The 14,240-nt window shown below is 71.4% G+C and carries 11 protein-coding genes and 4 pseudogenes; 7 read left to right on the forward strand and 8 right to left on the reverse strand.

The genetic code is table 11. The annotated features are described in order from the left end of the window. A partial coding sequence (locus tag AC2W7J_RS08595) for a P1 family peptidase (protein ID WP_485982099.1) occupies positions 1–522 on the forward strand: 522 nt, incomplete at its 5' end. Here the strand turns inward: AC2W7J_RS08595 and AC2W7J_RS08600 are convergent. Both AC2W7J_RS08600 and guaB read right to left on the reverse strand, forming a co-directional pair. Continuing rightward, positions 509–1,501, reverse strand: coding sequence for a hypothetical protein (locus AC2W7J_RS08600; RefSeq protein WP_485982100.1), 993 nt, complete (start codon positions 1,499–1,501; stop codon positions 509–511). The genes AC2W7J_RS08595 and AC2W7J_RS08600 overlap by 14 nt on opposite strands. 2 nt (positions 1,502–1,503) lie before the next feature. Then, entirely contained in the window at positions 1,504–3,042 is a 1,539-nt protein-coding gene (gene guaB, locus AC2W7J_RS08605) for an IMP dehydrogenase (protein ID WP_485982101.1), read from the reverse strand. A 181-nt stretch (positions 3,043–3,223) separates the two neighbouring features. On the opposite strand from guaB, the gene AC2W7J_RS08610 reads away from it, so the two are divergent. Together AC2W7J_RS08610 and AC2W7J_RS08615 are read left to right on the forward strand one after the other, a co-directional pair. Further along, on the forward strand, positions 3,224–3,526 hold the full coding sequence (locus tag AC2W7J_RS08610) for a WhiB family transcriptional regulator (protein ID WP_255184172.1): 303 nt from the start codon (positions 3,224–3,226) through the stop codon (positions 3,524–3,526). 56 nt (positions 3,527–3,582) lie between these two features. Then, positions 3,583–3,828: an RNA-binding S4 domain-containing protein gene (locus AC2W7J_RS08615; RefSeq protein WP_485982102.1), complete on the forward strand. Its 246-nt coding sequence runs from the start codon at positions 3,583–3,585 to the stop codon at positions 3,826–3,828. A gap of 51 nt (positions 3,829–3,879) precedes the next feature. Here AC2W7J_RS08615 and AC2W7J_RS08620 read toward each other — a convergent pair whose 3' ends face one another. Continuing rightward, positions 3,880–4,575, reverse strand: a complete 696-nt coding sequence (locus tag AC2W7J_RS08620; protein ID WP_485982103.1) for an aspartate/glutamate racemase family protein — start codon at positions 4,573–4,575, stop codon at positions 3,880–3,882. 110 nt (positions 4,576–4,685) lie between these two features. Between AC2W7J_RS08620 and serA the strand changes: the two are divergent. Next, positions 4,686–5,887 (forward strand): annotated as a pseudogene (gene serA, locus AC2W7J_RS08625) (phosphoglycerate dehydrogenase). 199 nt (positions 5,888–6,086) lie between these two features. Here serA and groL read toward each other — a convergent pair. Together groL and groES are read right to left on the reverse strand one after the other, a co-directional pair. Further along, a pseudogene (gene groL / locus AC2W7J_RS08630) lies at positions 6,087–7,606 on the reverse strand (chaperonin GroEL). 179 nt (positions 7,607–7,785) lie between these two features. Then, positions 7,786–8,082: a co-chaperone GroES gene (gene groES, locus AC2W7J_RS08635; protein ID WP_007924339.1), complete on the reverse strand. Its 297-nt coding sequence runs from the start codon at positions 8,080–8,082 to the stop codon at positions 7,786–7,788. 204 nt (positions 8,083–8,286) lie between these two features. On the opposite strand from groES, the gene AC2W7J_RS08640 reads away from it, so the two are divergent. Together AC2W7J_RS08640 and AC2W7J_RS08645 are read left to right on the forward strand one after the other, a co-directional pair. Next, complete coding sequence (locus AC2W7J_RS08640; protein ID WP_485982107.1) at positions 8,287–9,534, forward strand: THUMP-like domain-containing protein; 1,248 nt, start codon at positions 8,287–8,289, stop codon at positions 9,532–9,534. 61 nt (positions 9,535–9,595) lie between these two features. After that, entirely contained in the window at positions 9,596–10,843 is a 1,248-nt protein-coding gene (locus AC2W7J_RS08645) for an MFS transporter (protein WP_485982104.1), read from the forward strand. A gap of 51 nt (positions 10,844–10,894) precedes the next feature. Here the strand turns inward: AC2W7J_RS08645 and AC2W7J_RS08650 are convergent, their stop codons facing one another. Beyond that, entirely contained in the window at positions 10,895–11,185 is a 291-nt protein-coding gene (locus AC2W7J_RS08650) for a hypothetical protein (RefSeq protein WP_485982105.1), read from the reverse strand. A 166-nt stretch (positions 11,186–11,351) separates the two neighbouring features. Between AC2W7J_RS08650 and AC2W7J_RS08655 the strand changes: the two are divergent. Next, positions 11,352–11,891 (forward strand): annotated as a pseudogene (locus tag AC2W7J_RS08655) (glycoside hydrolase family 3 N-terminal domain-containing protein); the annotation flags it as partial. Between the two features lie 683 nt (positions 11,892–12,574). On the opposite strand, the pseudogene tsaD reads toward AC2W7J_RS08655, so the two are convergent. Further along, positions 12,575–13,653: pseudogene (gene tsaD, locus AC2W7J_RS08660) on the reverse strand (tRNA (adenosine(37)-N6)-threonylcarbamoyltransferase complex transferase subunit TsaD). Further along, positions 13,650–14,129: a ribosomal protein S18-alanine N-acetyltransferase gene (gene rimI / locus AC2W7J_RS08665; protein ID WP_485982106.1), complete on the reverse strand. Its 480-nt coding sequence runs from the start codon at positions 14,127–14,129 to the stop codon at positions 13,650–13,652. Before rimI ends, tsaD begins: the two are co-directional and overlap by 4 nt. Between the last annotated feature and the right edge of the window lie 111 nt (positions 14,130–14,240).

Here is a 14,240-nt window from a genome sequence, read left to right on the forward strand (position 1 = left end):
CCTGTCGTCGGGCGCGACGGTGGGCGCGCTGGTCGCGGTCAACGCCGTCGGCTCGCCCCTCTCCCCCGACGGTCGGCTGCTCGCCGACGCGCCTGCTCGTCCCGGGCGAGGTCGACCTGCCCGAGCCGGATCCCGTTGCGGTGCAAGCCCACTGGGAGCGCCAGGCGACCGAGGCGCAGGCGCTGCGCGCAGGGACCGGCGACGACGCTCGCGGTCGTCGCGACCGACGGACCCGGCCTCGACAAGGCCGGCTGCTCGAAGCTCGCCGGCGTCGCCCACGACGGCTTCGCCCGGGCACTCTCGCCCGTGCACACGGCCTTCGACGGCGACACGGTCTTCGCGCTGTCGACCCCCGGCGAGGTGACGCCGACCCCCTTCGACGTCGTGGAGCTGCAGACCGCGGCAGCCGACTGCGTGAGCCGGGCCATCGCCCGCGCGGTGCTCGCCGCGGCCTCGGTCGACCACACGGATGCCGGCGGGGCTGCCCTGCCGGGCTATCGCGAGACGCTCAGTCGGAGGTGACGAAGGTCAGGTCGACGTCCGGGGTCGGACCGTCGTCGTCCGAGCCGTCGGAGATGTGGTGCCGCGCCTCGTGTCGGATGACCCAGATGCACAGGGCAGCGAGCGGGATGCTGATGAGGGTGACCCCGAGCGCTTCGTCGCGCATGACGAGACCCGTGAAGGCCAGGAGGACGAAGACCACGACGAGCACGAAGGCCGTGACGAGGTGGAGCCCGGCGAGGTCGCTGCGGCTCTCGCGGGTGCGCAGCCACCGGTGCCGGAGCAGGTGGTGCGTCCACATGAGCAGCCAGCCGAGCGGCAGCAGGACGAAGGGCAGCAGCGCCCACTCCCGGGCGACGACTCGGCCCACCAGCGGCGAGACGAGGGCGCCGACGACGATCGCCGGCAACCAGCCGTAGAGGCAGATCGCCGCGACCAGCCGCAGCCGACGAAGGGGGACCGCCCACCGGCCCGCGCGCACCGATGCCGGCAGACCGGGACCGACCTCGCGACGACGGGCGGCCGCAGCCCGCAGCTCGTCGTCGGTCGGCTCGGGCCGGGGCCGGGGCAGCTCCGGGGACTTCGCCTGCTGGGCCTCCACGCGCTCCCGGGCCCGCTCGTCGGCCGCGACCCGTTCGGCGAAGCGCTCCCGCTCGTGCGGCGGCGACCAGCGGTCGACCGTGAGCTCGTTGCCCGCGAGGTCGACGTGGACCTCCTCGGCCCTGAGCTCGCGCCACGACCCGCGGACGAGGTGCCACAGGAGCCAGCCTCCGCACAGCACCCACCACACGAGCAGGGTCGGCAGGTGCGCGTCCGGCTCGGTCTCGCCCTCGACGAGCATGCGGGTGAGCATCATCAGGGCGACGGCGAGCACGAGCATCAGGCCCATGGCCATCGCCAGCCCGACGACCTGCATCAGCCACCAGGGGAGGCTGCCCGGGGCGGGGCCACGACGGCGCGGTCCGGGAGCGCCGGACCCCGCCTGCCCGGAGGTGGTCACGGTCAGTGGGCGCTGTAGTTGGGCGCCTCGACGATGCCCTGGATGTCGTGCGGGTGGCTCTCCTTGAGGGAGGCGGAGGTGATCCGGACGAACTTCCCCTTCGCCTGCAGCTCGGGAATGGTGCCGGCGCCGACGTAGAACATCGACTGCCGCAGGCCGCCGACCATCTGGTGCGCGACCTGGGCGAGTGTGCCGCGGTAAGCGACCCGGCCCTCGATGCCCTCGGGCACGAGCTGGTCGTCGCTCGTGACCTCGGCCTGAAAGTAGCGGTCCTTGCTGAAGGACTTCTTGCCGCGGCTGCTCATCGCGCCGAGGCTGCCCATGCCGCGGTAGGCCTTGAACTGCTTGCCGTTGACGAAGATCAGCTCGCCCGGGCTCTCCTCGCAGCCGGCGAGGAGCGAGCCGACCATGACGGTGTCGGCACCGGCGACGATCGCCTTGGCGATGTCACCGGAGTACTGCAGGCCGCCGTCGGCGATGACCGGGATCCCGGCCGGCTTCGCGGCGAGGGAGGCGTCGTGGACCGCGGTGATCTGCGGGGCGCCGACACCGGTGACGATGCGCGTGGTGCAGATGGAGCCCGGCCCGACGCCCGACCTTGATCCCGTCGCGCCGGCTATGAAGGCCTGGGCGCCCTCGCGGGTGGCGACGTTGCCGCCGATGACCTGCACGTGCCGGGTCGCGGGGTCGCTCTTGAGCCGCGCGACCATCTCGAGCAGCAGCTTGACGTGGCCGTGCGCGGTGTCGGCGACGAGGACGTCGACGCCGGCGTCGATGAGCGTGGTCGCGCGCTCCCAGGCGTCACCGAAGTAGCCGATGGCCGCGCCGACGAGCAGGCGGCCCTGCGCGTCCTTGCTCGCATTGGGGAACTGCTCGCTCTTGACGAAGTCCTTGACCGTGATGAGGCCGGCGAGACGGCCGGCGTCGTCGACGATCGGCAGCCGCTCGCGCTTGTGCTGGCGCAGCAGGAGGGTCGCGTCCTCCTGGGAGATGCCGACCGGCGCGGTGATCAGCGGCATGGGGGTCATGACGTCGCGCACGAGCGTCGTGGCCCACTCGGCGACCGGCGTGAAGCGCAGGTCGCGGTTGGTGATGATGCCGATGAGCACCCCCGCGTCGTCGACGACCGGCAGGCCGGAGACGCGGTACTCGCCGCAGCGCTGGTCGAGGTCGTCGAGGGTCGCGTCGGGGCCGATGACGACGGGGTTGGTGATCATGCCCGTCTGGGTCCGCTTGACGAGGTCGACCTGGTAGGCCTGGTCCTCGATCGACAGGTTGCGGTGGAGGACGCCGATGCCACCCTGACGAGCCATGGCGATCGCCATGCGCGACTCGGTGACGGTGTCCATCGCCGCCGAGATGAGCGGCGTCCTGATGCTGATCTCGCGGGTCAGGCGGCTCGTCGTGTCGAGGTCGCCGGGCGCCAGCTCGCTGTAGCCGGGCAGCAGCAGGACGTCGTCATAGGTCAGGCCGAGCTTGGCGAAAGGGTCGGGAGCCGCGCCCCCGGTGTGGTCACGGGCGGTCGGGTCACCGAAATCCATCTCCCTATCCTAAGCCACCCCCGAGGCGCTCCCGGACCTGACCAATTGCTGACCAAATGGCTGATTCCTAGGGTGAACCCATACCTTTTCGTCGACCTCTGTTTGCGCCGATCTTCTTAGGTTGGCTGAGAAGAGACGGGGGTGCAGGCCTCCTCGGCAGCACCTGAGCACGGAGGTAGACATGGCGCACGCAGACAAGGTGCCAGGTCCGGTCGCGGACCACTGGGAGTGGCAGTTCGAGGGCGCGTGCCGCGAGACGGGCAGCGAGTCCTTCTACCACCCGGACGGCGAGCGCGGCGCGGCCCGCCGCCTGCGCGACGCCGCCGCGAAGGAGATCTGCGCGAGCTGCCCCGTCATGGCTGCGTGCCGCGAGCACGCCCTGGCCATCCGCGAGCCCTTCGGCGTCTGGGGTGGCATGACCGAGGACGAGCGCCAGGTCGCGCTCACCGAGCGAGACATCGCCGCCGCCGGCATCGCCGGCTGAGCCACGTCCCGACGAAGGGGGCGGAGCGCGCCCCCTTCGCGTCCTAGGCTGGCGGGGTGACCTCCCCCGAAGCCGTCCACATCCGCGACGAGTCCATCCGCCTCGGCCAGCTGCTCAAGCTCGCCGGGCTCGTGGAGGACGGCGTCATGGCCCGTGAGGTCATCGCTGCCGGTGAGGTGAGCGTCGACGGTCAGGTCGAGACCCGTCGTGGCGCGCAGATCCGGGCGGGCAGCGTCGTGGGCTTCGCCGGTCAGCAGGTCGAGGTCGTCACCGGAGAGGCCGAGATCGACGTCCCCTGGTAGCCCTTCGAGGCGGTTGCTGCGCAACCTTCCTCAGGGACCGGGTGCGAGGCGTCAGCCCTCGGTGAGCATCCAGTCGAGCGCCTGGTCGACGTGGATCGCCGTCGTGTCGTGCAGCGGCACGGGGCAGTCGTCCTCCTCGAGCAGGAGGCCGAGCTCGGTGCCGGCGAGCACGACGCACTCGGCGCCGCGGTCGGTCATCCCCTGCAGAACCGTGCGCAGCGCCCGGCGCGAGGAGTCCTTGATGACCCCGTGCACGAGCTCCTCGTAGATGATCCGGTCGACCTCGGGCCGCTCGGCCTCCTCGGGCAGGATCACCTCGATGCCGCGCTGGGTGAAGGGCGTGGTGTAGAAGTCGCCGGACATCGTCGTCAGGGTCGCGAGCAGGCCGACCTTGCGCTGGCGGGAGGCCTCGACCCGGCGGGCCGTCGCCTCGGCGATGTGGAGGAAGGGGACGTCGACGGCCTCGGCGACCTGGTCCGCCACGACGTGCATCGTGTTGGCGGCGAGGATGATGCCCTCCGCTCCCCCGGCCTGCAGGCTGCGGGCGCCCTCGACGAGCAGCCGTGCCATCTCGTCCCAGTCACCCGCGTTCTCGGCATCGTCGACCGGCTGGAAGTCGAGGCTGTGGACGAGGACGCGGGCGCTGTGCAAGCCGCCCAGGCGCGCGTCGATCCCTTCGTTGAGACGGCGGTAGTACTCCGCCGTCGCCGACCAACCCATTCCGCCAAGGACACCGAGGAGACGCATGGCCCACACCCTAGCCAGCGGCCCTGTCCCCGTGGGGTCTTCGTTCCGCCCTGTGGTTCGCATCGCGGGCGCCTGCCCGGCCGCACCGGGCCCGGGCATACCCTGCACGCGTGAAGGTGCTGCTGCTCGAAAACATCCATGACGTCGCCCGCGACGCGCTCGTCGACGCCGGCTTCGAGGTCGAGACCCGCTCCGGGGCCCTCGACGAGGCCGAGCTGATCTCCGCCCTCGAGGGGTTGACCTGCTCGGCATCCGCTCGAAGACCAAGGTCACCCAGGCCGTCATCGCGGCCCGCCCGGAGCTCAAGGCCGTCGGCGCCTTCTGCATCGGCACCAACCAGATCGACCTCGACGCGGCCGCACAGGCCGGCACGGTCGTCTTCAACGCCCCCTTCTCCAACACGCGCAGCGTCGTCGAGCTGGCCCTCGGCGAGATCATCTCGCTCGCCCGCCACCTGACGGACAAGAATGCCGCGCTCCACGCCGGCGTCTGGGACAAGTCGGCGAAGGGAGCCCACGAGGTCCGCGGCCGCACCCTCGGCATCGTCGGCTACGGCAACATCGGCGCCCAGCTGTCCGTCGTCGCCGAGGCCTTCGGCATGCACGTCTCCTTCTACGACCTCGAGGACAAGCTGCCGCTCGGCAACGCCAAGAAGTGCGACAGCCTCGACGAGCTGCTCGAGACCTGCGAGACGATCACGCTCCACGTCGATGGTCGCGCGGGCAATGCCGGCACCTTCGGCGCCGAGCAGTTCGCGAAGATGCGCCCGCGCAGCCTCTTCCTCAACCTCTCCCGCGGCTTCGTCGTCGACCTCGAGGCCCTGCGCGACAACCTCGTCTCCGGGCACATCGCCGGCGCGGCCGTCGACGTCTTCCCGAGCGAGCCCAAGAAGGCGGGCGACCCCTTCGAGAACTGCCTGCAGGGCATCCCCAACGTCATCCTCACCCCGCACGTCGGCGGCTCCACCGAGGAGGCGCAGTACGACATCGGTCGCTACGTCGCCGGCAAGCTGCGCGACTGGGCCGACACCGGTGCGACCTCGATGTCGGTCAACGTCCCCGCCGTCGCCGCTCCGGTCGCCGCCGGCAGCACCCGCATCCTCCACCTGCACAAGAACGTCCCCGGCGTCCTCGCCCGGGTCAACACGATCCTGTCCGAGGGCGACGTCAACATCGACAGCCAGCAGCTGAGCACCAAGGGCGAGTACGGCTACGCCGTCACCGACCTCGCGAGCAACCTGCCCGCCGACACCGAGCAGCGCCTGCGCGACCTGCCGGAGACCGTCGAGGTCCGGGTCATCGTCACGGCCTGATCCCCCCTTCGCGAGTGGAGGTGGTGGGGACCGGATAGCCGGTCGCCACCACCTCCACCCATGTCCGGACGAAGGGAGGTCACTCCCGATCGCGGATCCGCCGAGCGCCCGTGGCGCGTCGCACCTCAACCACCGGCGCATGACGAAGGGGGGCGGCGCACCGGTTGGTGCGCCGCCCCCCTTCGCTCAGGTCAGGACGTCAGTGCGAGTGGCCGTGGCCCTCGTCCTCGTCCTCCTTCTTGTCCACGACGAGCGTGTCGGTGGTCAGGACCATCGACGCGATCGAGGCGGCGTTGACGAGCGCGGAGCGGGTGACCTTGACCGGGTCGATGACGCCCTGGCCGATGAGGTCGCCGTACTCGCCCGTCGCGGCGTTGAGGCCCTGACCCGGGGTCAGCTCCTGCACCTTGGCGACGGCGACGTAGCCCTCGAGGCCGGCGTTCTCGGCGATCCAGCGCAGCGGCTCGACACCGGCGGTGCGCACGATGTTGGCGCCGACCTGCTCGTCACCCTCGAGCTGCACGGCGTCGAGCGCGGAGACCGCGTGCGCCAGGGCGGAGCCACCGCCGGCGACGATGCCCTCCTCGATGGCCGCACGGGTCGCGGAGATCGCGTCCTCGATGCGGTGCTTCTTCTCCTTGAGCTCGACCTCGGTGTGGGCACCGACCTGGATGACGCAGACGCCACCGGCGAGCTTGGCGAGGCGCTCCTGGAGCTTCTCGCGGTCCCAGTCGGAGTCGGTGCGCTCGATCTCGGACTTGATCTGGTTGACCCGACCGGTCACGTCGTCGGCGGCACCCTGGCCGTCGATGATCGTCGTGTTGTCCTTGGTGACGACGATGCGACGGGCCTGGCCGAGGTCCTCGAGACCGACCTGGTCGAGCTTGAGGCCGACCTCCTCGGCGATGACCTGACCGCCCGTGAGGATCGCCATGTCCTGGAGCATCGCCTTGCGGCGGTCGCCGAAGCCGGGAGCCTTGACGGCCGCGACGTTGAAGACGCCCTTGAGCTTGTTGACGACGAGCGTCGAGAGGGCCTCGCCGTCGATGTCCTCGGCGATGACAAGCAGCGGCTTGCCGGACTGCACGACCTTCTCCAGCACCGGGAGGATCTCCTGGATGTTGGAGATCTTGCCCTGGTTGATCAGGACGTAGGCGTCCTCGAGGACACCCTCCATGCGCTCCGGGTCGGTGACGAAGTAGGGGCTGATGTAGCCCTTGTCGAACTGCATGCCCTCGGTGAAGTCGAGCGCGGTCTCGGCGGTCGAGGACTCCTCGACGGTGATGACGCCGTCCTTGCCGACCTTGTCGAAGGCGTCGGCGATGATCCCGCCGATGCCCTGGTCCTGGGCGGACAGCGAGGCGACCTGGGCGATCTCGTCCTTGCCCTCGACCTCACGGGCGGTCTCGAGCAGGCGGGCCGAGACGGCCTCGACGGCCTTGTCGATGCCGCGCTTGAGGCCGGACGGGGCGGCGCCCGCGGCAACATTGCGCAGGCCCTCCTTGACCATGGCCTGGGCGAGGACGGTCGCGGTCGTCGTGCCGTCACCGGCGACGTCGTTGGTCTTGGTGGCGACCTCCTTGGCGAGCTGGGCGCCGAGGTTCTCGTAGGGGTCCTCGAGCTCATCTCGCGGGCGATGGTCACGCCGTCGTTGGTGATCGTCGGGGCGCCCCACTGCTTGTCGATGACGACGTTGCGGCCCTTGGGGCCGAGCGTCACCTTGACGGCGTTGGCGAGCTGGTCGACGCCGCGCTGGAGGGCGTCACGGGCGGAGTCGTTGAACTCCAGTTCCTTGGCCATGTCTGTCCTTTGGTTCTAACGAAGGGGGGAAAGGCGACGCCCCGGAGGGCCCGGGAGAGGGCCGCACCCGGGGCGTCAGCTGTGAGTCGTGCGCAGGCTCAGGCGAGGATCGCGAGCACGTCGCGGGCGGAGAGGATGAGGTACTCCTCGCCGCCGTGCTTGATCTCGGTGCCGCCGTACTTGGAGTAGATGACGCGGTCGCCGACGGAGATGTCCATCGGGACGCGCTCGTCACCGTCGTCGTTGAAGCGGCCGGGGCCGACGGCGACGACCTCGCCCTCCTGCGGCTTCTCCTTGGCGGTGTCCGGGATGACGAGGCCGGAGGCGGTGGTCTGCTGCGCCTCGATGCCCTTGACGACGATCCGGTCCTCGAGCGGCTTGATGGAAACCGACACGGTGACTCCTTCTGTGGGGACGAATGTGTGAGTTCTGGGGCGAAGCCGGGCCGGGCGCCGTCGCGGGGGTCGTCCAACCGTGGCATCTGGCACTCGCCAGTGGTGAGTGCCAAGAGCAAATCTAGGCCGCCGTTTGGCACTCGGTCAACCCGAGTGCCAGCGCCCGGTCGGATAGGTCCGCCGTGCCGAGCACGATGCGTGACAATGGCGCACGTGGACCCGACGACCGTGCGCTGGCTGGCCTCCCCCGAGGGGCACGCGTCCCTGCACGGCCTGCCCGAGTACCGCGAGGCGGACGCGGTCGGTCTGGCCTCGCGGCTGCGGGCGGCGGGCCACTCCACCGAGCGCGTCGCCGCGCTCCTGACGCAGAAGCGTCTGCAGGCTCGCGCGCAGGAGAAGTTCGGCGAGTTCGCCGAGGGCATGCTCTTCACCCCCGACGGGCTCGAGCAGGCCAGCCGCCTCGAGGTCGCCGCCACCCACGCCGGGCGCTACGCGACCGCGAGCCTGGCAACCGTCCACGACCTCGGCTGCGGCATCGGCTCCGACGCGATGGCGATGAGCGCCCTCGGTGTCACCGTCCACGGGATCGACGCCGACCCGCTCTCTGCCGCCATCGCCGACGTCAACCTGCGCCCCTGGCCCGACAGCCGGGCCCGCACCGGCGTGGCCGAGGACTTCGAGGCACCGCTGGACCCGCTGCACTCGCGGACCGGCGTCTGGCTCGACCCGGCGCGCCGCACGCCCGGCGTCACCGACCGGAGCGGGCGCACGCGACGGGTCTTCCGGCTCGACGAGATCTCGCCGTCGTGGGACTTCGTGCTGTCGGTGGCCCGCGACGTGCCGGCCACGGGCGCCAAGCTCTCCCCTTCGCTCCCCCACGACATCCCGCCGCTCGGCACCGAGGCCCAGTGGACCTCGTGGCAGGGCACCGTCCTGGAGTGCACCGTCTGGTGGGGCCCGCTCGTCAAGGAGGCCGGACGCAGCGCCCGCGTCCTGCGCAAGGGCGCGCCCCCGGTCGAGGTGGACCAGCGCACCTGCGAGGAAGATCCCGCCGCGGCCGCCTCGCTCGCCGAGACGGGGCGTTGGCTCTACGAGGCCGACCGAGCCGTCAACCGGGCCGGGCTCATCGGCACGGTCACCGGCGCCGTCAGCGGGATGGAGCTCGAGGCCGGGCTGGGCTACGTCACCAGCGACGAGGCGCTCGACCTCGGCCACGCCCGCCGCTACGAGGTGCTCGAGGCGATGCCCTTCTCCGTCAAGGGGTTGCGAGGCTGGCTGCGCGAGCGCGGCATCACCGGTCTGACGGTCAAGAAGCGGGGCATCCGCCTCGACGAGGACCAGCTGCGCAAGCAGCTGAAGATCGGGCGCGGCGCCGGTGACGGCGAGAGCGCGACCGTCGTACTCACCCGCGTCGGTGGTGAGCAGGTCGTGCTCGTCGTCGCCCCCACCTAATCACCCCTCGGTGTATCTTGACGTCAAGACATATATCTTGATGTCAAGAAAAGGGAGTGCCATGACCACGTGGCTCGCACGCGTCCTGCCCCCGAGTGCCCTCGAGCGCGATCTGGCGCTGCAGTGCGTCCTGTCCGCCTTCGCCACCGGCACCTTCATCACGGGCACCGCCGTCTACTTCACCCAGGTCGTCGGACTCTCTGGGTCGCAGGTCGGACTCGGCATGTCCTTGGCCGCACTCGTGGCGCTGGCTCTCCAGCTGCCGATGGGCCGACTCACAGATCGAGTGGGCGCAAAGCCCCTGTGGGTGCTCGCCTCGACTGCCGAGGCCGCCCTCTACTTCGCCTGGCCCCTCATCGGCGGGGTGATCGCCTTCGTCGCCATGCTCTCGGTGCTCGCCGTTGTCGAGACAGCCGGTCGCAATGCCCGCAACGTCTACCGGATCGCGGTCTTCGACCGGGCGACCAGGGTGCGCGCCATGGCGTACATGCGCGCGGCCCGCAACGTCGGCTACACCCTCGGAGCCGGCGCGAGCGGAGTTGCCCTCGGCCTGGGGATCGGTGCAGTGCGGGTTGTCCCCCTGATCACGGCGGGCCTACTCGTCCTCAACGCGGCCATGATCGCCGGCCTGCTGCCCGCGATCCGACGCACGGTCGAGGCCACGACCGTCGCCGACACCGTCGGTGCCGCACCCGCGGCCTGGCGCAACACGGGCTTCGTGCTGCTGGCGATGTGCAACGGCGTGATCTCCTCCAACCAGGTGCTCCTCAACGTCGTCGTGCCACTGTGGCTCGTCGAGCGCACCGACGCTCCCCCGGTGCTCCTCGCCTGGCTCTTCGGCACCAACACGGTGCTGGCGGTCCTCCTGCAGGTCCGCGCCTCCCGGGTGGCCGACTCCGTCGACGGCTCGCTGCGGGCCGTGCGGTGGTCAGGCTGGGCCTTCGTCATCTCGTGCGCCCTGATCGCCGTCACGCACGAGACGATCGGGTGGGTCTCGATCGTGCTCATCTGGGCGGGCCACGTCACCATCACCGGCGCGGAGCTGTGGCAGTCGGCCGCCGACTGGGGCCTGACGTCGGAGCTGTCCGACCACCGCCGCCTCGGCGACTACCAGGGCGTGTGGGGCATGGGCTACCAGCTCGAGCCGATCATCTTCCCTGCCCTCTACACCTTCCTCGCGCTCCAGTGGGGCACACCCGGCTGGATCGTCATCGCCACCATCGGCGTGTTCGCGGCGGCGCTGGCCCACCCCGCCGCCCGCATGGCGGAGCGCCACCTCGCCCGGGTCGGCGCACCCGTCAGCGCCTGAGCACACCCGTGCCACCGCAGGTAGCCTGCACCCCATGCCGACCCGAGCCAGTCACCTGACCCGCGCCGCTGCAGGCCTCGCCGTCCTCGCCCTCGCAGGGTGCGGCGCCGACTCCGGGGAGGGCAGCTCGACCTCCTCCTCGTCGACCTCGGGTGCGAAGACGTCGACCTCGACGACCTCGACGTCGGCGACGTCCTCCCCTTCGTCCTCGTCGAAGACGTCGTCCTCGAGCTCCTCCTCGCGCACGACCTCCGCCACCGCCTCCGGCCCGGACGCGAGCGCCTGCGTCGAGCAGGTGCGCGAGGCGATGACGCCGACCCAGCAGGCCGGGCAGCTGCTCATGGCGGCGATGCAGCCGGGGCCTGCGACCGGTCTCGACGGGCCGATCGGGGCACAGGGTCTGGGCTCGATGCTCTACCTCGGCGGTTGGAAGGACAGCGGGACCGTCGCGGCCGCGAGCCAGCACCTGCAGGACGTCTCCCCGACCGTCGACGGCACGAAGGTCGGCATGCTCGTCGCCGCCGACCAGGAGGGTGGCGAGGTTCAGCAGCTCACCGGCTCCGGATTCACGTCCATGCCCTCGGGCCTCGAGCAGGCCCAGCTGCCCGACCTGCGCTCCTCCGCCAAGGGGTGGGGGGCCGAGCTCAAGCAGGCCGGCGTCAACGTCAACCTCGCCCCGACCGCCGACACCGTCCCCGCCGAGATCGGTCGGGCCAACGAACCCATCGGCAAGTGGGGGCGCCAGTACGGCTCGACCCCGCAGGCCGCGAGCAAGGGCGCGCTCGCCTTCGCCCAGGGGATGCAGGACGCGGGCGTCGAGCCGACGGTCAAGCACTTCCCCGGGCTGGGGCGGATCACCGGCAACACCGACCTGCGCGACACCGGCATCACCGACTCGGTGATGACCCGGGACGACTCGCACCTCACGCCCTTCGCCGATGCCATCGACGGCGGCACCCAGATCGTCATGGTCGGCTCCGCCCACTACTCGCAGATCGACGGCGAGACCCCGGCCCTGTTTTCCTCGAAGATCGTCGACGGCATGCTCCGCGACGACCTGGGCTTCGACGGGGTCGTCATCACCGACGACGTGGGCGCGGCCAAGGCGGTCGCCGCCACCCCGGTCGGCGAGCGGGCCACGAAGTTCATGCCGCCGCGGCGACATCGTCCTCACCGCCGACCCGAGCCCAGGTCCCGACGATGGTCTCCGCCATCGAGGCCAAGGCGAAGGGGGACCCGGCCTTCGCGAAGCAGGTCACCGCGTCGGTCACCCGGGTGCTCACGCTCAAGGAGGACATGGGTCTGCTGCGCTGCGGCTGAGCCGGGTGGCCGTGGCGCCGGGTCAGCGGCCGAGTGGCCGGGGCCAGGTGGATGGGCCCCCGCCGTCGCTCCGTACGACGAGCCACGCTCCCGCACGGCCCCGTGCCGCGCGACGCCCTACGCCGTTGCTCCGTACGACGAGCCGCGGTTCAGAGCACGGAGCAACGGCGTAGGCAGTCATCCGCACCCCCATCGCCCCGCCGATCCACCCCGCGTCCGGCTCAAAGTACGGAGCAACGGCATAGGCAGCGATCCGGGCCTCGACCGTGGGCTCCGGCTGCACCTGTGTCACCGGGGTGACGCCTGTGTGACCGCATGGAGTGACACGGGCGGGCGGATCGTCACACAGGTGCCGCGCCACCCGCGGCCGGCGCGGCCCACGGCACTCGGTCGCGCCCTCGCCGCCCGCCCTCAGTGCGCGTGGTCGTGGTCGACGTGCACCGGCAGGCCGGTGCGCACGTCGGTCACCGGCAGCGAGCTGTCGGCGGGGAGCGAGAGGTCGCTCGCCGGCCGCCCCTTGAGCATCATCTGGGCCCCGAGGCTGGCGACCATCGCGCCGTTGTCGGTGCACAGCCCCGGCCGCGGGACGCGCAGCTGGATGCCGGCGTCATCGCACCGCTGCTGGGCCATCGCCCGCAGGCGCGAGTTGGCCGCGACCCCACCACCGACCTGCAGCGCGGCGACATCGTGCTCGGTGCAGGCGAGCACCGCCTTGCGCGTGAGGATGTCGACGACGGCTTCCTGGAAGGACGCGGCCACGTCGCCACCGGCACGTCGCGCCCGGCGGCCTGCTCGGCCTGGACCCAGCGGGTCACGGCCGTCTTGAGCCCCGAGAAGGAGAAGTCGAAGCGGTGCCGCTCCATGTCCTTGCGGCTGGAGAGCCCCCGCGGGAAGTCGATGGTGATCTGCCCGTCGCTCGCCGCCCGGTCGATGTGCGGCCCACCGGGGAAGGGCAGCCCGAGCACCCGCGCCACCTTGTCGAAGGCTTCCCCCGCGGCGTCGTCGATCGTCGACCCGAGGCTGCGGATGTCGTGCGTGACATCGGGGACGAGCAGCAGCGAGGAGTGGCCGCCGCTCACGAGCATCGCCATCGTCGGCTCCGGCAGCGGCCCGTGCTCGACGATGTCGACGGCGACGTGGCTGGCGAGGTGGTTGACGCCGTAGATCGGCAACCCGAGGGCGACGGCCAGCGCCTTGGCCGAGGCGACGCCGACCATGAGCGGGCCGGCGAGGCCCGGGCCGGAGGTCACGGCGATGCCGTCGAGGTCGGTCAGCGCGACGCCGGCGTCGCGGCAGGCTCGCTCGATCGTCGGCACCATCGCCTCGAGGTGGGCGCGGGAGGCGACCTCGGGCACGACCCCGCCAAATCGGGCGTGCTCGTCGACGCTCGACGCGATGGCGTCGACGAGCAGCTCGGTGCCGTGGACGATGCCGACACCGGTCTCGTCGCACGAGGTCTCGATGCCCAGAACGAGGGGTGCATCCGTCATGCCTGCGCCTCCTGCGTCAGGTCGAGGGTGAGGACGAGTGCGTCGACCCCACCCGGGTAGTAGCCGCGCCGGGTCTGGAGCAGCCCGAAGCCGGCCGAGTCGTAGAGCCCCCGCGCCGCGGTGTTGTCGGCGCGCACCTCGAGCAGCAGCCGCTCGGCGCCCGCGGCCCGCGAGCGCGCGACGAGTTCCTCGAGCAGCCGCCGACCCAGGCCGGTGCCCCGCACCCGCGGCAGGGTCGCGATGGTCATGACGTCACTCGTGTCGCCCGCGTGGTCGAGGCCCGCATATCCGGCGACGCCCTCGGAGTCCTCCGCGAGCAGGTACTCCCGCCGCGGCCGCCCCGCGAGCTCGCCCCACCAGGACGCGAGGCTCCACGCCTCGGTCCCGAAGAGCTCCTGCTCCAGGTCCGCCAGCACCTCGAGGTCCTGCCAGCGCACCTCCCTCATGACGAAGGGGGTCACCGTCGCCGTGGTCACTGGCTCGCCTCGGCGTCCCGGCCGGCCTGCTCGGCCCGGCCGGCCTGCTCGGCCCGCCGCAGGTCGCGCTGCTGCTGACGGGGTGAGTGCTTGAGCGCAGACTCGGCGCCG

This window comes from Janibacter sp. CFPM2_SD2 (assembly GCF_057364645.1).

Bases quoted from the DNA above. Each gene is read 5' to 3' on its own strand.
- guaB (WP_485982101.1), bottom strand. From the start codon at position 3,042: ATGGATTTCGGTGACCCGACCGCCCGTGACCACACCGGGGGCGCGGCT.
- AC2W7J_RS08610 (WP_255184172.1), top strand. From the start codon at position 3,224: ATGGCGCACGCAGACAAGGTGCCAGGTCCGGTCGCGGACCACTGGGAG.
- AC2W7J_RS08620 (WP_485982103.1), bottom strand. From the start codon at position 4,575: ATGCGTCTCCTCGGTGTCCTTGGCGGAATGGGTTGGTCGGCGACGGCG.
- AC2W7J_RS08640 (WP_485982107.1), top strand. From the start codon at position 8,287: ATGGCGCACGTGGACCCGACGACCGTGCGCTGGCTGGCCTCCCCCGAG.
- AC2W7J_RS08645 (WP_485982104.1), top strand. From the start codon at position 9,596: ATGACCACGTGGCTCGCACGCGTCCTGCCCCCGAGTGCCCTCGAGCGC.
- AC2W7J_RS08650 (WP_485982105.1), bottom strand. From the start codon at position 11,185: ATGAGCAGCTGCCCGGCCTGCTGGGTCGGCGTCATCGCCTCGCGCACC.